A 21,382-nucleotide genomic window follows, 5' to 3' on the forward strand; every position below is an offset into this window, starting at 1 on the left:
CAATGTCGAACGACAGCAAGCTCGTTGACTACCTCAAGTGGGTCACGGCAGATCTGCACCAGACCCGCCAACGGCTGCTGGAAGTCGAGGCCGGAAAGCAGGAGCCCATCGCCATCGTGGGCATGTCCTGCCGGCTGCCGGGCGGGGTGCGGTCCCCGGAGGACCTCTGGCGGATGCTGCACGAGGGGCGTGACGGCATCACGCCCTTCCCGACCGACCGTGGCTGGAACCTCGACGCCCTGACGGGCGGCGGCAGTGGCGGCGGCGACGCGGGTGACGGCATCAGCGTCACCGCCGAGGGCGGCTTCGTCGACGCGGCCGGCTTCGACGCCGACTTCTTCGGAATATCGCCGCGCGAGGCCGTGACGATGGACCCGCAGCAGCGACTGCTGCTGGAGACGTCCTGGGAGGCGTTCGAGCGCGCGGGCATCGCCCCGTCCTCCCTCCGGGGCAGCAGGACGGGCGTCTTCGTCGGCACCAACGGCGTGGACTACGCGGGCGTCGTCATGAACTCGCAGGAGGACGTCGAGGGCCACGGCGGCACCAGCCTCGCCGGCAGCGTCCTCTCCGGGCGCGTCTCGTACACGTTCGGGCTGGAGGGCCCGGCGGTGACGGTCGACACGGCGTGCTCGTCGTCGCTCGTCGCCCTCCACCTCGCCACCCACGCGCTGCGCAACGAGGAGTGCTCGCTGGCGCTCGCCGGCGGTGTGACCGTCCTGTCGACGCCGATGGGCTTCTCGGGCTTCAGCCGTCAGGGCGGCCTGGCGGCGGACGGCCGCTGCAAGGCCTTCGCGGACGCTGCCGACGGCACCGGCTGGTCGGAGGGCGCCGGCGTGCTGGTCCTGGAGCGGCTGTCGGACGCCCGCCGCAACGGGCACCGGATCCTGGGCGTGATACGCGGGTCCGCGGTCAACCAGGACGGCGCGTCGAGCGGCCTGACGGCGCCGAACGGCCCGTCGCAGCAGCGGGTGATCCGCCAGGCGCTGGCGAGCGCGGGCCTGTCGACGGCCGACATCGACGCCGTGGAGGCGCACGGCACGGGCACCACTCTGGGCGACCCGATCGAGGCGCAGGCGCTGCTGGCCACGTACGGGCGTGAGCGGGACGCGGAGCGTCCGCTGTGGCTGGGGTCGGTGAAGTCCAACATCGGTCACACCCAGGCCGCCGCCGGTGTCGCGGGCATCATCAAGATGGTCATGTCGATGCGGAACGGCGTCCTGCCGAAGACACTGCACGTCGACCAGCCGTCCTCGCATGTGGACTGGTCGGCGGGCGCGGTGGAACTGCTGACGGAGGAACGGGCCTGGCCGGAGGTGGACCGGCCCTGGCGCGCGGGTGTGTCGTCGTTCGGCATCAGCGGCACGAACGCGCACGTCATCATCGAGCAGGCACCGGCGGACGAGCCCGCCGAAGAGCCGGCGCCGGCCGCCGAGGCGCCGTCGACGTCACCGTCGCCGAGCGTGGTGCCCTGGCCGGTGTCCGGGAAGACCGAGGCCGCCCTCGCGGCGCAACTGGAGCGGATCACGGCCCTGGTGGGCACGGACTCGCCGGCGGACATCGGCTACTCGCTGGCCACCGGCCGTTCCCACCTCGCCCACCGCGCCGTGCTCCTGGCGGGCGGCGACGAGACCCATGAGATCGCGCGCGGTGTCACCGGGGACGTCGAGAGCAAGCCGGCGTTCCTGTTCTCGGGTCAGGGTTCGCAGCGGCTGGGGATGGGGCGGGAGTTGTACGCCCGGTTCCCGGTGTTCGCGGGGGCTCTGGACGAGGTGGTGGGTCGCTTCGACGGGTTGCGGGAGGTGATGTTCGGCGAGGATGCGGATGCGCTGAACGGGACTGGTTTCACTCAGCCCGCGCTTTTCGCTCTCGAAGTGGCCCTCTACCGGCTGGTGGAGTCGTGGGGAGTGCGTCCGGACTTCGTGGCGGGTCATTCGATCGGTGAGATCGCTGCCGCGCACATCGCGGGTGTGTTCTCCCTTGAGGACGCGTGTTCCCTCGTCGCTGCCCGTGCGCGGTTGATGAACGCGCTGCCTACTGGTGGTGCGATGGTCGCGGTGCAGGCGTCCGAGGACGAGGTCGTGGGGCGGCTGGTCCACGGCGTGTCCATCGCGGCCGTCAACGGTCCGACGGCCGTCGTCATCGCCGGTGACGAGGACGCGGCCCTGGCTGTCGCCGAGAGTTTCGCCGCCGAGGGTCGTAAGACCCAGCGGCTGTCGGTCAGCCATGCGTTCCACTCGCCGTTGATGGACCCGATGCTGGACGATTTCCGCCGGGCCATCGAGGACCTGACCTTCCTCGCCCCCACCATTCCCCTGATCTCCAATGTGACGGGTGAGGTCGCTACGGCCGAGCTCGTCGCCACCCCGGCCTACTGGGTCCGCCACGTCCGTGAGGCCGTCCGATTCGCCGACGGCATCCGGGCGCTGGCCGAGGCAGGCGCCACCGCGTTCCTGGAGCTGGGCCCCGACGGCGTTCTCACCGCCCTCGCCCAGCACAGCCTCGACGTCACCGACGCGATCGTCTCCGTCCCGGCCCTGCGCAAGGACCGCCCCGAAGAGACCGCGCTCCTGACCGCCCTCGCCCAGCTCCACGTGTCCGGCGTCGAGGTGGACTGGACCGCCTGGTACGCCGGTATGTCCGCCCGCCCCGTGGACCTGCCCACGTACGCCTTCCAGCACGAGCGCTTCTGGCCCCGCCCCGCCGCGCTCACCGGTGATGTCAGCGGTGCCGGGCTGATGTCCGCCGAGCACCCGCTGCTCGGTGCCACGCTCGCCCTCGCGGACTCCGACGAGGTGCTGTTCACCGGCAAGCTGTCGCTGCGCACCCACCCGTGGCTGGCCGATCACGTGCTGAGTGACGCCTCGTTGTTCCCCGGCACCGGATTCCTGGAGCTGGCCCTGCGCGCCGGGGACCAGGTGGGGTGCGACCGGGTGGAGGAGTTCACGCTCCTCGCCCCGCTGGTGCTGCCCGAGGAGGGCGCGGCCCTGATCCAGGTGCTGGTCGGCGCGCCGGACGGGACGGGCGCCCGTACCGTGACCGTCCACTCCCGCTCCGACGACGACGCCCCCGGGCGGCCGTGGACCGAGCACGCCACGGGCACGCTGACGACGGGCGAGCGTGTCGCCGCGTTCGACGCGACGGTCTGGCCGCCGCAGAACGCGGTGGTCGTCGACCTCGAGGAGTTCTACGGGCGGACCGAGTACGGGCCCGTCTTCCAGGGCATGCGGTCGGTGTGGCTGCGCGAGGGCGAGGTGTTCGTCGAGGCGGCGCTGCCCGCCGACGCCGCCGGGGACGCTGGTGCCTTCGGTCTTCACCCGGCCCTCCTGGACGCGGTGCTGCACGCCCACGGCTTCGCCGGTGTGGGGGACGAGAACCATCTGCTGATGCCGTTCGGCTGGCGCGGCGTGTCGCTGCACGCCGGCGGGGCGTCCGTGGTGCGGGCCCGGCTGGCGCGGACCGGTGACGAGTCGGTGTCCATCGCGGCCGTCGACGTCGAGGGCGCCCCGGTGCTGTCGGTGGAGGCGCTCGCCTTCCGCGCCCGGTCCGCCGCCGTGTCCCCTGCCGCCGCCGCGCGCAGCGCCGAGCACGACGCGCTCCTGTCGCTCGACTGGATTCCCGCCCCCGACGTGGACGCGGCCACGGGCGTCAAGGCCGTGTCGCTGGGCACCGACGAGCTGGGCGTGGGCGCGACCGTCGCCACCCTGGCCGATCTCGCCGGCGACGAGGACCTGGTCCTCGTGCCCCTCTCCGGCCTGGCCGCCGGCGGCGGGGACGACGTCCCCGCCGCCGCGCACGAGCTGACGACCCGTGTCCTCCACCTGCTCCAGGACTGGCTCACCCAGCGCCACTCCGACCGCTCCCGTCTCGTCCTCGTCACCCGTAACGCCGTGTCGGCGGACGAGGGCGAGGCCGTCCGGGACCTGGCCGCGAGCGCCGTGTGGGGCCTGGTGCGCTCGGCGCAGTCGGAGCACCCCGGGCGGCTCGTCCTCCTCGACCTCGACGAGGCCGCCGGCCTCACGCCGCTGCTGCCCGCCCTCCCGGCCCTGCTGGCCACGGACGACGCCCAGTTCGTCGTACGCGACGGTCTCGTCCGCGTGGGACGGCTCGGCCACCTGGGCGCCGGCGCGGGCCTTCTGCCGCCCGCCGGGGTGCCGTGGCGGCTCGACACGGCTGCCAAGGGCAGCCTGGACGGGCTGCTGCTCGCTCCGTGTCCCGAGACGCTGGCGCCCCTCGCGCCCGGACAGGTCCGGGTCGAGGTCCAGGCCGCCGGTGTGAACTTCCGCGACGTGCTGAACGCCCTGGGCATGTACCCGGGTGAGGCGGGGCTGCTGGGCGCCGAGGCCGCCGGTGTCGTCGTCGAGACCGGGCCCGGGGTGACCGGGCTGCGGGCCGGCGACCGGGTCATGGGCATGGTGCCCGGCGGCTTCGGCACCCTGGCCGTCGTCGACGAGCGGTTCCTGGCCGAGGTGCCGGGGGAGTGGACGGCGGCGGAGGCGGCGTCGGTGCCGCTGGTGTTCCTCACCGCCCTCTACGCGCTGAAGGACCTGGCCGGGCTGCGGGCCGGGCAGTCGATCCTGGTCCACGCGGGCGCCGGCGGCGTCGGCATGGCCGCGATCCAGCTGGCCCGGCACCTGGGCGCCGAGGTGTTCGCCACCGCCAGTGAGGCCAAGTGGGACACCCTCCGGGAACTGGGCGTCCCCGACGACCACATCGCCTCCTCCCGGACCACCGACTTCGAACAGCGCTTTCTCGCGACCACGGGCGGACGCGGCGTCGACGTGGTCCTCAACGCCCTGGCCGGCGAGTTCGTGGACGCCTCCCTCCGTCTCGTGGCCCCCGGCGGTCACTTCCTGGAGATGGGCAAGACCGACATCCGCGACCCCCGGTCCGTGACCGGGATCGACGGTGCCGAGGTGCGGTACCGGGCCTTCGACCTCGCCGAGGCCGGCCCCGACCGCGTCCAGGAGATGCTGTCCGAACTCCTCGGGCTGTTCGGCCAGGACGCGCTGCGGCCGCTGCCCGTCGCCACCTGGGACGTCCGCCGGGCACGCGAGGCCTTCCGCCACATGAGCCAGGCCCGCCACATCGGCAAGATCGTCCTCACCATGCCCCGCGCCTGGGACCCCGAGGGAACCGTCCTCATCACCGGCGGCACCGGCGGCCTCGGCGGCGAACTGGCCCGCCACCTCGTCGCCGAACGCGGTGTGAAGCACCTGCTGCTGGTCAGCCGCGGCGGCCCGGAGGCCCCGGGCGCGGCGGAGCTCCGCGCGGAACTGACCGCCGGGGGCGCCGAGGTCACCGTCGCCGCCTGCGACGTGGCCGACCGCGCCGCGCTCGCCGCCGTGCTGGCCACGATCCCGGCCGCCCACCCGCTGACCGCGGTGATCCACACGGCGGGCATCCTCGACGACGGCGTCGTCGCCTGGCTGACCCCGGACCGGCTCGCCTCCGTCATGTCCCCGAAGGTGGACGCGGCCTGGCACCTCCACGAGCTCACCAAGGACCTCGACCTCGCCGCCTTCGTCCTCTTCTCGTCGATCGCCGGAGTCACCGGCGCCGCCGGCCAGGGCAACTACGCCGCCGGCAACGTCTTCCTCGACACCCTCGCCCGCCACCGCACGGCCCTGGGCCTCGCCGCCCAGTCCCTGTCGTGGGGCGCCTGGACGCAGTCGACCGGCATGACGGGCACGCTGTCCGAGGCCGACATGCAGCGCATCGCCTCGTCCGGGGTGCCGCCCCTGACCGTCGAGCAGGGCCTGGCGCTGTTCGACGCCGCCGGGATCTGCGACGCCGCCCACCTCGTCGCGATCGGCGCGGTCTCCGGCCCCGTCCGGGTGGCCGGGCCCGTTCCGCCCGTGCTGCGCGGCCTCGTCAAGAGCACCCGGCGCGCCGCCGCGACCACCGCCGTCGGCGCGGGCACGGCCGCCGTGCTCACCCGCCGGCTGTGGGAGCTGCGCGAGGACGAGCGCCTCCGCTTCGTCGTGGACCTCGTCCGGGCCGAGGCGGCGGCCGTCCTCGGCCACGCCTCCGCCAAGGCGATCGACGACCGGCGTGAATTCCACGACCTGGGCTTCGACTCGCTGACCGCCGTCGAGCTCCGCAACCGGCTCAGCACCGCCACCGGCCTGCGCCTCTCCGCGACCCTCGTCTTCGACTACCCCACGCCCACCGCGCTCGGCGAGCACCTGCTGTCCCTGCTGCTGGACGAGCTCGACAACGCCGACGCTCCCGCGCACCCCGGCAGCGCCGCCACCACGGCCGTCGCCGACGACCCGATCGTCATCGTCGGCATGGCGTGCCGGCTGCCGGGCGGCGTGAACTCGCCGGAGGACCTGTGGCGGCTCGTCGCCGAGGGCCGCGAGGGCATCTCCGACTTCCCCACCGACCGCGACTGGGACCTCGACACCCTGCTGGGCGGCGACGACCGGGACGGCGGCCGGGGCCGCAGCGCCACCTCGCGGGGCGGCTTCCTCCACGGCATCGCCGACTTCGACGCCGACTTCTTCGGGATCTCCCCGCGCGAGGCCCTGGCCATGGACCCGCAGCAGCGGCTCCTGCTCCAGACCTCGTGGGAGGCCTTCGAGCGCGCCGGGATCGCCCCGGCCTCGCTGCGCGGCAGCCGCACCGGCGTCTTCGTCGGCACCGGCGGCCAGGACTACACGATGCTGGTGATGAACTCCGACGAGGACGTCGAGGGCCACACCAGCACCGGCCTCGCCGCGAGCGTCGTCTCCGGACGCGTCTCGTACACCTTCGGCCTGGAGGGCCCGGCCGTCACCCTCGACACCGCGTGCTCGTCCTCCCTGGTGGCCCTCCACTGGGCGGCGCAGGCCCTGCGCTCGGGCGAATGCTCGCTGGCGCTGGCCGGCGGCGTCACCATCATGTCCACCTCCGTCGGCTTCCCCGGCTTCACCCGCCAGGGCGGCCTCGCCGAGGACGGCCGCTGCAAGGCCTTCTCGGACACGGCCGACGGCACGGGCTGGTCCGAGGGCGTGGGCATGCTCGTCGTGGAGCGGCTGTCCGACGCCCGCCGCAACGGTCACGAGGTGCTGGCCGTCCTGCGTGGCTCGGCCATCAACCAGGACGGCGCCTCCAACGGCCTGACCGCCCCCAACGGCCCGTCCCAGCAGCGCGTCATCCGCCAGGCCCTCGCGAGCGCCGGCCTGTCGACGGCCGACGTCGACGCGGTGGAGGCGCACGGCACGGGCACGACGCTGGGCGACCCGATCGAGGCCCAGGCCGTGCTGGCCACCTATGGTCAGGGCCGCGCCGAGGACCGGCCGCTGCTGCTGGGCTCGGTGAAGTCCAACATCGGCCACACCCAGTCGGCCGCCGGTGTCGCGGGCGTCATCAAGATGGTCATGGCGATGCGCCACGGGGTCCTCCCGAAGTCCCTGCACATCGACGCGCCGTCCTCGCACGTCGACTGGACGGCCGGTGACGTCCGGCTGCTCACGGAGGAGCTGGCCTGGCCCGAGACGGGCAGGCCCCGCCGGGCGGCCGTGTCGGCGTTCGGCATCAGCGGCACCAACGCGCACACGATCCTGGAGCAGGCCCCGGAGCCGGAAGCGAAGACCGAAGGCGCGCAGGCCCCGCCCGTCGCGATGACGGCCGTCGCGTGGCCCGTCTCGGCCAAGTCGGCCGACGCGCTGGACGCCCAGCTGGAGCGGCTGCACGCCTGGGTGGCCGGGCGGCCGGAGCTGACGCCCGCCGAGGTCGGCTTCACGCTGGCGGCCGGCCGGTCGGTCTTCGACCACCGCGCGGTGCTGCTGACGGGCGCCGACGGCCGGACGGCCGAGGTGGCGCGCGGCACCGCCGCCCCGGGCGGGTCGCTGGCCGTGGTGTTCTCCGGCCAGGGATCGCAGCGGGTCGGGATGGGCCGGGAGCTGTACGCCCGGTTCCCGGTCTTCGCGGAGGCGCTGGACGCGGTGACGGCGCTGCTGGACCTGGAGCTGGAACGCCCGCTGCGCGAGGTGATGTTCGAGGGCGACGCGGCCGTTCTGGGCGGGACCGGTTTCACTCAGCCCGCGCTCTTCGCCCTCGAAGTGGCGCTGTTCCGGCTGGTGGAGTCCTGGGGAGTGCGGCCGGACTTCGTGACCGGCCACTCCATCGGTGAGATCGCGGCGGCGCATGTCGCGGGAGTGTTCTCGCTGGAGGACGCGTGCAAGCTCGTCGGGGCCCGCGCCCGGTTGATGAGCGAACTGCCCGCCGGCGGCGCGATGGTCGCCGTCCAGGCATCCGAGGACGAGGCCGAGGCCCTGCTGACCGCGGGCGTGTCCATCGCCGCCGTCAACGGCCCCGACTCCGTCGTCATCGCCGGTGAGGAAGCGGCGGTCCTGCGGATCGCCGAGGGCCTGGCCGCAGAGGGCCGCAAGACCCAGCGGCTGGCGGTCAGCCACGGCTTCCACTCGCCGCTGATGGACCCGATGCTGGACGACTTCCACCGGGCCATCGAGGACCTGACGTTCAGTGATCCCCGCATTCCGCTGATCTCCAACGTCACGGGCGGCGTGGCCGCGCCGGGCCTGCTGCGCTCGGCGGACTACTGGGTGAGCCACGTCCGGGAGGCCGTACGCTTCGCCGACGGCCTCCGTACCCTCGCCGACGAAGGCGCGACCGCCTTCCTGGACCTCGGCCCCGACGGCATCCTCGCCGCCCTGGCCCACCGCGCCCTGCCGGAACGGACCGGGGCCACGGCCCCCGTGGTGGTGCCCGCCCTGCGCAAGGGCCGCCCCGAGGAGACCACGCTGGTCACCGCGCTCGCCGAGCTGTACGCGGCGGGCGTCGACGTCACGTGGTCCGCGCTGTTCGACGGCACGGGCGCGCGGCGGGTCGAGCTGCCCACGTACGCCTTCCAGGGCCGGCGCTTCTGGCCCCGGCCCGCGGCGGCCGCCCCGGCGGCCACCGCCGGTGACCCGGTCGACCAGCGGTTCTGGGCCGTCGTCGAGGGCGAGGACCCCGACGTCGACGGCCTCGCCGCCGACCTCGACATCAGCGCCGAGGCCCTCGGCGCCGTCCTGCCCGCCCTGTCCACCTGGCGCCGCCACCGGCGCGGCCAGGCCATGCTGGACGCCCTGCGCTTCCGCGAGGTGTGGAAGCCGCTGTCCGGCAACGCGCCCGGCCGCCGCACGGCGGGCACCTGGCTCGTCGTCGCCCCGGCCCGCACGGCCCTCGCCCCCGCCGACGACGCGTGGACGACGGCCGTGACCGAGGCCGTCGGCACCGACACGATCCGCCTCGACGTCGACCTCGCCCCCGGGGCCGACGCCCCGGACCGGGAGGCCCTGGCGGAGCTGCTGCGCGAACAGGCCACCGACGGCACGGCCTTCGCCGGCGTGATCTCCCTGCTCGCGCCGTTCACGGACGGCCCGGTCGCCCCGACCGTCGTCCTGCTCCAGGCCCTGCGCGACGCGGACGTCACCGCACCACTGTGGTGCGTGACGCGCGGCGCGGTCTCCATCGGCCGCTCGGACAGGCTCACTGCCCCCGAACAGGCGGGCGTGTGGGGTCTGGGCCGGGTGGCGGCCCTGGAGTACCCGGCGGAGTGGGGCGGCCTCGTCGACCTGCCGGAGGACCTCGACACCCGGACCGCCCACCGCGTCGCGGGCGTCCTGGCCGGGTCCGACGGCGAGGACCAGGTCGCGGTGCGCTCCTCCGCCGTCTACGGCCGCCGGCTGGCGCAGGCCCCCGCGGGCGCGCCGGACGACGGCTGGGAGCCCAAGGGCACCGTACTGATCACCGGCGGTACGGGCGGCCGCGGCGGGCGGGTCGCCCGCCGGCTCGCCGAGGCGGGCGCGCACCACCTCGTGCTCGTCGGCCGCCGGGGCGAGGAGGCGCCCGGCGCCGCCGAACTCGCGGCGGAACTGCGCGAACTGGGGGCGAAGGTCACCGTCGCCGCCTGCGACGCGGCCGACCGCGACGCGCTCGCGGCCGTGCTCGCCGCCGTTCCCGAGGACGCGCCGCTGACCGCCGTGGTGCACGCGGCCGGTGTCGTCGACGACGGTGTGCTGGCCGACCTCACCCCCGAGCGGTTCGCCGCCGTCCACCACGCGAAGGTCACCGCCGCCCTCAACCTGGACGAGCTGACGCGCGACCACGACCTCGCGGCCTTCGTCCTCTTCTCGTCCGTCGCGGGCACCGTCGGCAGCGCGGGCCGGGCCACCCTGGCCGCCGCCAACGCGGTCCTCGACGCCCTGGCCGCCCGGCGCCGCGCCGAGGGGCTCGCCGCGACCTCCGTGTCCTGGGGCGCCTGGACCGGTGACGAACCGTCGGACGACGGACAGCCGATCGGGAACCCCCAGCAGCCCTACCCCGCCGTCCACCCGGACCTGGCGATCGCCGCCGTACGGCAGGCCGTCACCCGGCCCGAGCCCGGCCTCGTCCTCCTCGACCTCCAGCAGCCGCGCGTCCTCGACACCCTCCTCGGCGTACGGGACACCTCCCTGTTCAAGGACCTGCCGGGCATCCGCACCGCCCGTGCCGAGAACGCCGCTTCCCGCGAGGAGGGCGACTCGGCCGGCTCCGCCCTGCGGCAGCGGCTGCGGCGACTGCCCGCGCACGAGCGGACCGAGGCGCTGGTCGCCATGGTCCGCACGCACGTGGCGGCCGTCCTCGGCCACGCCGACGCGGCGGCCGTCGAACCCGACCGGAAGTTCCGCGACCTCGGCTTCGACTCGCTGACCGCGATCGAACTGCCCAACCGGCTCAACCTGGCCACGGGCCTCCACCTGTCGGCCACCACCGTCTTCGACTACCCCACGGCCACGGCGCTCGCCGAACACCTCCTCGCCGAGCTGTCCGAGCTGTCGGACGGAACCGGGGGAGAGGACGAGCCCGGGACCGCCACCGGAGGCGGCCTGCCGGAGGCGTTCTCCCTCGCCGACGACCCCGTGGTGATCGTCGGCATGGCCTGCCGCCTGCCCGGCGGCGTGACCTCGCCGGAAGACCTCTGGCGACTCGTCTCCGAAGGACGCGACGGCATCAGCCCCTTCCCCGCCGACCGCGGCTGGGACCTGGAGACCCTGCGCACCGGCGGCCCCGGCGGCCGGGGCCGCAGCGCCACGCTGGAAGGCGGCTTCCTCGACGGCGTCGCCGGCTTCGACGCCGGTTTCTTCGGGATCTCCCCGCGCGAGGCCCTGGCGATGGACCCGCAGCAGCGGCTGCTGCTGGAGACGTCCTGGGAGGCGTTCGAACGCGCCGGAATCGCCCCCGAGAGCCTCCACGGCAGCCGCACCGGCGTCTACGTCGGCACCAACGGCCTGGACTACGCCCAGCTGGTGCTGAACTCCCGCGAGGACGTCGCCGGCCACACCGGCACCGGCCTCGCCAGCAGCGTCATCTCCGGCCGGATCTCCTACACCTTCGGCCTGGAGGGCCCCGCCGCCACGCTCGACACCGCGTGCTCGTCCTCCCTGGTGGCCCTCCACTGGGCCGCGCAGGCCCTGCGCGACGACGAGTGCTCGCTGGCCCTGGCCGGCGGCGTCACCGTGATGACGACCCCGGCGAGCTTCGCCGGCTTCACCGTCCAGGGCGGCCTGGCCCCCGACGGCCGCTGCAAGGCCTACTCGGACGCCGCCGACGGCACCGCCTGGTCCGAGGGCGTCGGCATGCTCGTCCTTGAGCGGCTGAGCGACGCCCGCCGCAACGGCCACCCCGTGCTCGCGGTCGTCCGCGGTTCGGCGGTGAACCAGGACGGCGCCTCCAACGGCATCACCGCCCCCAACGGCCCCTCCCAGCAGCGCGTCATCCGCCAGGCGCTGGCCGCCGCCGGCCTGAAGGCCTCGGACGTCGACGCCGTCGAGGGCCACGGCACGGGCACCCCGCTCGGCGACCCCATCGAGGCCCAGGCGCTGCTGGCCACCTACGGCCAGGAGCGCCCGGCCGACCGGCCGCTGCTGCTCGGCTCGCTCAAGTCCAACATCGGCCACGCGCAGGCGGCGGCCGGCGTCGCGGGCGTCATCAAGACCGTGCTGGCACTGCGGAACGGCGTCCTGCCGAAGACGCTCCACCTCGACGAGCCGTCGTCGCACGTGGACTGGTCGGCGGGTGCGGTGGAGCTGCTGACGGAGTCGCGGGCGTGGCCGGAGGTGGACCGTCCGTGGCGTGCGGGTGTGTCGTCGTTCGGCATCAGCGGCACGAACGCGCATGTGATCGTGGAGCAGGCGCCTGAGTCGGCTGCCGAGGCCGGTGTTTCGTCGGGCGGGTCGGTGCCGTGGGTGGTGTCGGCGAAGTCCGAGAGCGCGCTGACGGAGCAGGTGGAGCGTCTGGCATCCGTGACGGGTGAGCCTGTTGACGTGGGCTTCTCGCTGGCGGCGGGGCGGTCGGCCTTCGGCCACCGCGCGGTGCTGCTGGCAGGGGACGAGGTGGCTCGTGGAGTCGCTGTCGACCGGTCGCTCGCGATGCTGTTCTCGGGCCAGGGCTCGCAGCGCGCGGGCATGGGCCGGGAGCTGTACGAGCGGTTCCCCGCCTTCGCCGAGGCCTTCGACGCGGTGGCCGCGCTGCTGGACGCGGAACTGGAGCGTCCGCTGCGGGAGGTGATGTTCGGCGACGACGCGGACGCGTTGAACGAGACCGGCTTCACTCAGCCTGCGCTTTTCGCTCTCGAAGTGGCGTTGTTCAGGCTGATCGAGTCGTGGGGAGTGCGTCCGGACTTTGTGGCGGGTCATTCGATCGGTGAGATCGCGGCGGCGCATGTGGCGGGTGTGTTCTCTCTTGAGGATGCGTGTTCCCTCGTCGCGGCGCGTGCGCGGTTGATGAGTGCGCTGCCTTCCGGTGGTGCGATGGTGGCGATGCAGGCGTCCGAGGACGAGGTGACGCCTCGCCTGATCGCCGGTGTCTCGATCGCCGCTGTCAACGGTCCCGACGCCGTCGTCATCGCCGGTGAGGAGGCGGCCGTTCTGCGGATCGCCGAGGGCCTGGCGGCCGAGGGCCGCAAGACCCAGCGGCTGTCGGTCAGCCATGCGTTCCACTCGCCGTTGATGGACCCGATGCTGGAGGACTTCCACCGGGCCATCGAGGGGCTGTCCTTCCAGGCCCCGACCATTCCTCTCATCTCCAATGTGACGGGTGAGGTCGCTGCGGCCGAGCTCGTCGCCACCCCGGCCTACTGGGTCCGGCACGTCCGTGAGGCCGTTCGTTTCGCCGACGGTGTCCGCTCCCTCGCGGCCGAAGGCGCCACCGCGTTCCTGGAGCTGGGCCCCGACGGTGTCCTCACCGCCCTCGCCCAGCACAGCGTCGACGCCGACCGGGATCTGCTCTCCGTCCCGGCCCTCCGCAAGGACCGCCCCGAGGAGACCGCCCTCCTCACCGCCCTCGCCCAGCTGCACGTCGGCGGTGTCGAGGTGGACTGGTCGGCCTGGTACGCCGGTACGTCCGCCCGGCGCGTGGACCTGCCCACGTACGCCTTCCAGCACGAGCGCTTCTGGCCCCGGCCCGCCGCGCTCAGCGGTGATGTGACCTCGGCGGGTCTGGTCCCGGCCGACCACCCCCTCCTCGGCGCGGCGGTGTCGCTCGCGGAGGCCGGCGGGGTGCTGTTCACCAGCCGCCTCTCGCTGCTGGTGCACGGCTGGCTCACCGACCACACGGTGGGCGGGGCGGCCGTCCTGCCCACCGCCGGGTTCGTGGAGCTCGCGGTGCGTGCGGGCGACCAGGTCGGCTGCGACCGGGTCGAGACGCTGACCGTGACCACGCCCCTCGCGCTCACCGATGGGTCCGCCCTGGCCCTCCAGGTGTGGATCGGCGCGCCGGACACCTCGGGGGCCCGCCCGGTCCGGGTCCACTCCCGGCCCGAGGACGCCCTCGACCAGCCGTGGACCGAGCACGCCACCGGCGTCCTCGCCTCCGGTGAGCGCGTCGCGGACTTCGACGCCTCCACCTGGCCGCCCACCGGCGCCACGGCCGTCGACCTGGACGGCTTCTACGACACCACGCACTACGGCCCGGTCTTCCAGGGCCTGCGGGCGGTCTGGGTCCGTGGCGACGAGGTGTTCGCCGAGGCCGGGCTGCCCGGCGACTCCGCCGACGACGCCCGGTACTTCGGGCTGCACCCGGCGCTGCTCGACGCGGTCACCCACGCCGCCGGGTTCGCGGGCGGCGAGGACGACGACGTGATCCCGCAGGCCGCCGCCTGGGGCGGGGTCTCCCTGCACGCCGCCGGCGCCTCCGTGCTGCGTGCCCGGATCGCCCGTACCGGCGAGGACACCGTGTCCCTCACGGCGGTCGACGCCGACGGCGCGCCCGTTCTCTCCGCGGAATCCCTGACGCTGAGTGCTCCTTCGGCGGAGATTTCCGCTGCCCGAGGGCGCGATCCGCTGTTCCGCGTGGACTGGATCCCGGCGCCCGAGGTGCGCGCCGACCGGAACGTACGGTCGGTGACGCTCGACATGGGCGCCGACGGGACCGTGTCCCCGGCGGGCCTCGGGGGCGACGAGGACCTGGTCCTCGTCCACCTCTCCGGCACCGCCGACGACGCCACTGACGTGCCCGCCGCCGTGCACGCGCTGACCGGCCGTGTCCTTCGGCTCCTCCAGCAGTGGCTGGCCGACGACCGGTACGCCGCCTCCCGGCTCGTCCTCGTCACCCGGGGCGCCGTCTCCGCCGGGGCGGGCGACGGGGTCGCGGACCTGGCCGCCGGTACGGTCTGGGGCCTGGTGCGCTCGGCGCACGCGGAGCACCCCGACCGGTTCGTGCTGGTGGACCTCGACGCCGACGCCGACCCGGCCGCGCTGCTCCCGGTCCTGCCGGGCCTGCTGGCCAGCGGGGACGCCCAGTTCGTGGTGCGCGGCGGCGAGGTGCGGGTGGGCCGCCTGGCCCAGCTCCCCAGCGCCGTGGACACCGCCCCGGCCGCCGGCGAGGTGCCCTGGCCGGCCGGTGGGACCGTGCTCATCACCGGTGGCACGGGTGCCCTGGGCGGGCATCTCGCCCGGCGGCTCGCCGCCTCGGGCGTCCGGCACCTGCTGCTGACCAGCCGGCGCGGCCCCGCCGCGCCCGGCGCGGCGGAACTGGCCGAGGAGCTGCGGGCGCTGGGCGCGGAGCCCACCGTCGCGGCCTGTGACACGGCGGACCGCGCCGCGACCCGCGAACTGATCGAATCGATCCCCGCAGATCGTCCGCTGACCGCCGTGATCCACACGGCCGGTGTCCTCGACGACGGTGTGATCACCTCCCTGACCCCGGACCGGCTCTCCGGCGTCCTGCGCCCGAAGGTCGACGCCGCGTGGAACCTCCACGAGGTCACCCGGGAGCTGGGCAGCGACCTCGCCGCCTTCATCACCTTCTCGTCCGTCGCGGGCACCATGGGCAGCCCCGGCCAGGGCAACTACGCCGCCGCCAACGTCTTCCTGGACCTCCTCGCCCGGCACCGCCGGGACCTGGGCCTCGCCGGGATGTCGCTGGCGTGGGGGCCGTGGGCCCAGGACGCCGGTATGACCAGCAAGCTCAGCGAGGCCGACGTCCAGCGCATGCAGAGCGGCGGCATGCCGCCGCTGACCGTCGAGCAGGGCCTCCACCTGTTCGTCTCCTCCCTCGGCTCCGACGAGCCGATGGTGGTGCCGCTGGGCCTGGCCGCCGGGACCATGCGGCCCGTGGGCGACGTCCCGCCGCTCTTCCGCGGCCTGGTCAAGGGCGGCCGGCGCGCCGCCGCGACCGCCGCGGGCGGCTCCGGTACCCCCGCCTCGTTCACCCGGCGGCTGCTGGAGATGGCGGAGGCCGACCGCGTACGGCACGTCGTCGACCTCGTCCGCACCGAGGCGGCGGCCGTTCTCGGCCACGCCTCCGTCGAGGAGATCGGCGAGCGGCGCGACTTCTACGAGCTGGGCTTCGACTCCCTGACCTCGGTGGAGCTCCGCAACCGGCTCGGCTCCGCCACCGGGCTGCGGCTGCCCGCGACGCTCGTCTTCGACAGCAAGACGCCCGCCGACCTGGCCGCCTGGCTGCGCAGCGAGCTCGCCTCGCAGCCCGGCCCGGACGGCACCCCGGAGGGGGAGGGGCTGCGGATCCCGTCCGGTGAGCCGGAGATCGACTCGCTGGAGCGGCTGTTCCTCGACGCGATGACCAACGGCAAGATGCCCGAGGCCCAGAAGATGCTGGCGACGGTTGCGGCGCTGCGCCCGACGTTCGAGGCGACGGCCGAGCTGGAGGACCTGCCGCTGCCGGCGACCCTCGCCGAGGGCCCGGAGGGGCCGAAGCTGATCTGTGTGAGCGCGCCCACCGCCAACGGCGGCGTCCACCAGTACGCCCGGCTCGCCGCGCACTTCCGGGGCCGGCGGGACGTGTCGGCGCTGCCGCTGATCGGCTTCGCCACCGGTGAGCGGCTGCCCGCGACGCCCGAGAGCGCCACCCGGGTGATCGCGGAGAGCGCGCTCCGGGCCAGCGACGGAGCCCCGTTCGTCCTGGTCGGCCACTCCTCCGGAGGCTCGTTCGCCTACGCGGCCGCCGGGCTGCTGGAGAGCACCTGGGGCATCCGGCCGGAGGCCGTGGTCCTGCTGGACACCCTCAGCATCCAGCACAACAGCGACGAGGGCGTCGACTACGCGGGCATGATGCGGCTCAACTTCGCGGGCCGCGACGCCTCCCCGGTGCGGATGACGAACTCCCGCCTCTCGGCGATGGGCCGCTGGATGGTCCTGCTGAACCGGCTGGAGGTGCGGCCGACCACCGCGCCGGTCCTGATGATCCAGTGCGACCGGCAACTGCTGGGCACGGAGTCGGAGGCGCTCGGCACCGGCGGCGCGGCCGGCGGGCCGCAGGAGCCGCTGATCCCGTCGGCGCACGTCCGGATGGTCGACGCCGACCACCTCTCCATGGTCCGTGAGGACTCCGCCGCCACGGCCACGATCATGGAGGAATGGCTGGGGGCGATCACCGGAGCCTGACGCACGACCACGGCGGGCGGCCCGCGCGGCCGCCCGCCGTGGCGTCTGTAGGAACGTCCCCTCGCGCCCGCATCTAGGGAAACCCGCAGTCGACCTCGATCAGGATGGCCTTGAAACGGGTCAGACGTGAGTGTCGGCAGTCGGCAGTCCGCTCCCCAAGACCGGCAGATCAGCGAGGGGTTGACATCCTGATGTCGAATGAGGGCAAGCTCCGCGAGTACCTCAAGCGTGCCATCGCCGACCTTCACGAGACCCGCGAGGAGCTCGGCGAGACCCGGCGGCGGCAGCGCGAACCCATCGCGATCGTCGCCATGGGCTGCCGCTACCCCGGCGGCGTCCGCACCCCCGAGGAGCTGTGGGAGCTGGTCGAGGGCGGCGTCGACGCCGTCACCGCCTTCCCCGCCAACCGCGGCTGGGACCTCGACGGACTCTACGACCCCGACCCCTCCCACCAGGGCACCAGCTACGCCCGCGAAGGCGGCTTCCTCCACGACGCGGGCGAGTTCGACCCCGCCTTCTTCGGCATATCGCCCCGCGAGGCGCTGGCCATGGACCCGCAGCAGCGGCTCCTCCTGGAGACCGCGTGGGAGGTCGTCGAACGGGCCGGCATCGACCCGGCGTCCCTCGCCGGCACCCGCACCGGAGTCTTCGTCGGCACCGGACCCGGCGGCTACGACCCCGGCGCCGTCTCCCTCGGCGCCGTCCACCGCACCGACGAGGTCGGCGGCCACCTGCTGACCGGCAACGCCATCAGCGTCGCCTCCGGCCGCATCTCCTACGTCCTCGGCCTCGAAGGCCCCGCCCTCACCGTCGACACCGCCTGCTCCTCCTCCCTGGTCGCCCTGCACCTCGCGGTGCACTCGCTGCGCCAGGGCGAGTGCGCGATGGCCCTCGTGGGCGGCGCGACCGTGATGTCGACCCCGCAGATGTTCGTCGAGTTCTCCCGGCAGCGCGGCCTCGCCCCCGACGGCCGGTGCAAGCCCTTCTCCGCCGACGCCGACGGCACCGGCTGGAGCGAGGGCGCCGGCCTGCTGCTCGTCGAGCGCCTCTCCGACGCGCGGCGCAACGGCCACCCCGTGCTGGCCGTCATCCGCGGCTCCGCCGTCAACCAGGACGGCGCGTCCAACGGGCTGACGGCCCCCAACGGGCCCTCCCAGCAGCGCGTCATCCGCCAGGCCCTCGCCAACGCCGAGCTCACCGCCCCCGAGATCGACGTGGTGGAGGCCCACGGCACGGGCACGACCCTGGGCGACCCCATCGAGGCCCACGCCCTGCTCGCCACCTACGGCCAGCAGCGCCCCGCCGACCGGCCCGTGCTCCTCGGCTCGCTCAAGTCCAACATCGGGCACACGCAGGCCGCCGCCGGTGTGGCCGGCGTGATGAAGATGGTCCTGGCGATGCGCCACGGCCTCCTGCCGAAGACCCTCCACCTCGACGAGCCCACCCCGCACGTCGACTGGACGTCCGGCAACGCCCGGCTGCTGACCGGCCAGGAGGCCTGGCCGGAGACCGGCCGGCCGCGCCGGGCCGCCGTCTCCTCGTTCGGCGTCAGCGGCACCAACGCCCACGTCATCATCGAAGCGGCCCCGGAGCCGGAGCCCGACGAGCAGCCGCAGGATCTCCCCGCCCCCGCCGTACGGCCCGCCGCGCTGCCCTGGGCCCTGTCGGCCCGCTCCGAGGATGCCCTGCGCGCCCAGGCCGTCCGCCTCGCCCGGCACCTGCGCGCCCACCCCGGGCTCGCCCCCGCCGACGTCGCCTTCTCCCTCGCGGCCGGCCGGCCCCTGATGGAGCACCGGGCGTTCGTCGTGGCCGGCGGCCGCGAGGAGGCCCTGGCCGGGCTGGACGCCCTGGCCGCCGGGCGCACCGCGAACGGCCTCGTCACCGGCACCGCCGCCAAGGCCCCCACGGCGTTCCTCTTCGCCGGGCAGGGCTCGCAGCGCGCCGGCATGGGCCGTGAACTCCACCGCACCCACCCGGTGTTCGCCGAGGCCTTCGACGCCGTGTGCGCCGCGCTCGACCCGCTGCTGGACCGCCCGCTGCGCGAGGTCGTCCTCGCCGGGGAGGGCACGGCCGAGGCCGCGCTGCTGGACCGGACCGGCTGGACCCAGACCGCGCTGTTCGCCGTCGAAGTCGCGCTGTACCGGCTCGTCGAATCCTGGGGCGTGACCCCGCAGTTCGTCGGCGGCCACTCCATCGGCGAGCTGTCCGCCGCCCACGTGGCGGGCGTCCTCTCCCTCACCGACGCCGCCCGGCTCGTCGCCGCCCGCGCACGCCTGATGGAGGCCCTGCCCGAGGGCGGGGCGATGGTGGCCGTCGAGGCCACCGAGGACGAGATCCGCGCCTCCCTGACCGGACTGGACGACCAGGTGTCCGTCGCGGCCGTCAACGGACCGCGCTCCGTCGTCGTCTCCGGCGACGAGGAGGCCGTCACCCGCGTCGCCGCCCGCTGGGAGGCCGAGGGGCGCCGCACCAAGCGGCTGCGGGTCAGCCACGCCTTCCACTCGCCGCGCATGGACGCCATGCTGGACGACTTCCGGCGCGTCGCCGAGAACCTCACCTATCACGCCCCGCGCGTCCCCGTCGTCTCCACCGTCACGGGCGCGCTCGCCGGCGCGGACGAGCTGACCTCCCCCGAGTACTGGGTGCGCCAGGTCCGCGCGACCGTCCGCTTCGCCGACGCCGTACGGGCCCTGGAGGCCGCGGGCGTGACCGCCTTCGTCGAGGTGGGCCCGGGCGGGGTGCTCACCCCCCTGGTCGAGGGCTGCCTGACCGCACCCGACGCGGCCGTGACCGTGCCCCTGCTGCGCGGCGACCGCCCCGAGGCCCGCGCCCTCGCCGAGGGCCTCGCGACGGCCTCGGCACGTGGCGTCCGCGTGGACTGGGCCGCCTCCTTCACCGGCGTGGCCGCCGAGCGCGTCGAACTGCCCACCTACGCCTTCCAGCGGCAGTGGTACTGGCTGAACGCCGCCGACGCCCCCGGCGGCACCGACACGGCACCGGCCCCGGCCGACGCCGTCGACGCCGACTTCTGGGCGGCGGTCGAACGCGAGGACACCGGCACCCTCTCCGACGTCCTCGCGCTCGACGGCGACGAGGCCACCGCCACCCTCGGCGGCATCCTGCCCGCCCTCGCGTCCTGGCGCCGCCGCCGCACCACCCGCGCCACGGTCGACGGCTGGAGCTACCGCACCACCTGGACCCAGATCACCACCGGCACCGACCGCACCCCCGCCGGCCGCTGGCTCGTCGCCGTCCCCGCCGACGCCGGCGAGGAACCGGGCCACTGGGCCGACGCGCTCACCGGCCCCGGCGGCCTGCGCGCCGACCGGCTGACCCTGACCGGCGACGACACCGCCGACCGGGACGCCCTCGCCGCCGCCCTGGCCGACGGGCCCGTGGCCGGCGTGCTGTCCCTCCTCGCCCTCGACGAACGACCCCACCCGGAACACCCGTCCGTACCGCTCGCCCTCACCACGACCACCGCGCTCCTGAACGCCCTGGAGGCCGCCGACGCCGCCGCGCCCCTGTGGTGCGCCACCCGGGGCGCCGTGGCCGCCGACGCCACCGAGGCGCCGACGAGCCTCACCCAGGCACAGCTGTGGGGACTGGGCCGCGTGGCCGCCCTCGAACACCCCGGCGCCTGGGGCGGCCTGATCGACCTCCCACAGGACGCCGACGCGCGAGCCGTCGCCGCCCTGCTCGGCGTGCTCGCCGACGGCCGCGAGGACCAGGTCGCCATCCGGCCCGCCGGCGTCCTCGCCCGCCGCCTGGAGCGCGTCCCGGCCGGCGCCGACGACACGGACGCCGTATGGCCCGGCCACGGCACGGTCCTGATCACCGGCGGCACGGGCGCCCTGGGCGCCCGGGTGGCCCGCACCCTCGCCGAGGCCGGTGCCGAGCACCTGCTGCTCACCGGCCGGCGCGGCGCGGACGCCCCCGGCGCCCGCGAACTGGCCGCCGAACTCATCGCGCTGGGCACCCGCGTCACCCTCGCCGCCTGCGACGCCGCCGACCGCGACGCGCTGGCGGCCCTCCTCGCCGGCATCCCCGACGAGGCCCCCCTCACGGGCGTCGTCCACGCCGCGGGCGTCCTCGACGACGGCGTCCTCGCCACCCTCACCCCCGAGCGCTTCGCGACCGTCCTGCGTCCCAAGGCCGAGGCCGCCCGCCACCTCCACGACCTGACCCAGGGCCAGGACCTGGGCATGTTCGTACTGTTCTCCTCGATCACCGGCGTCATCGGCAACGCCGGCCAGGCCAACTACGCCGCCGCCAACGCCTTCCTCGACGCCCTCGCCGAACAGCGCCGCCACCGGGGCCTGGCCGCCACCTCCGTGGCCTGGGGCCCGTGGGCGGGCGACGGCATGGCCACCGACGACGCCCTCGCCGGCCGGATGACCCGCGACGGACTGCGGCCCATGGCCCCCGCCCCGGCCCTCGCCGCCCTGCGCCGGGCCGTCGCCCGGGGCACGGCGCAGACCACCGTCGCCGACATCGACTGGGCCCCCTAC

General features: G+C 75.0%; 2 protein-coding genes. Both read left to right on the forward strand.

Annotation, left to right across the window (positions count from 1 at the left end; translation table 11 throughout):
- The first annotated feature begins 2 nt into the window (after positions 1 to 2).
- Complete coding sequence (locus K6I33_RS03445) at positions 3 to 16,871, forward strand: type I polyketide synthase (protein ID WP_229348167.1); 16,869 nt, start codon at positions 3 to 5, stop codon at positions 16,869 to 16,871.
- Between the two features lie 188 nt (positions 16,872 to 17,059).
- Positions 17,060 to 21,382, forward strand: a 4,323-nt coding sequence (locus K6I33_RS03450) for a type I polyketide synthase (RefSeq protein ID WP_374283171.1), incomplete at its 3' end; no start/stop codon positions are given.

Origin of the sequence: Streptomyces sp. UNOB3_S3 (genome assembly GCF_020740895.1) — a bacterium.
In the GTDB taxonomy this organism is placed as follows: Bacteria; Actinomycetota; Actinomycetes; order Streptomycetales; family Streptomycetaceae; genus Streptomyces.

Bases quoted from the DNA above. Each gene is read 5' to 3' on its own strand.
- K6I33_RS03445 (WP_229348167.1), top strand. From the start codon at position 3: ATGTCGAACGACAGCAAGCTCGTTGACTACCTCAAGTGGGTCACGGCA.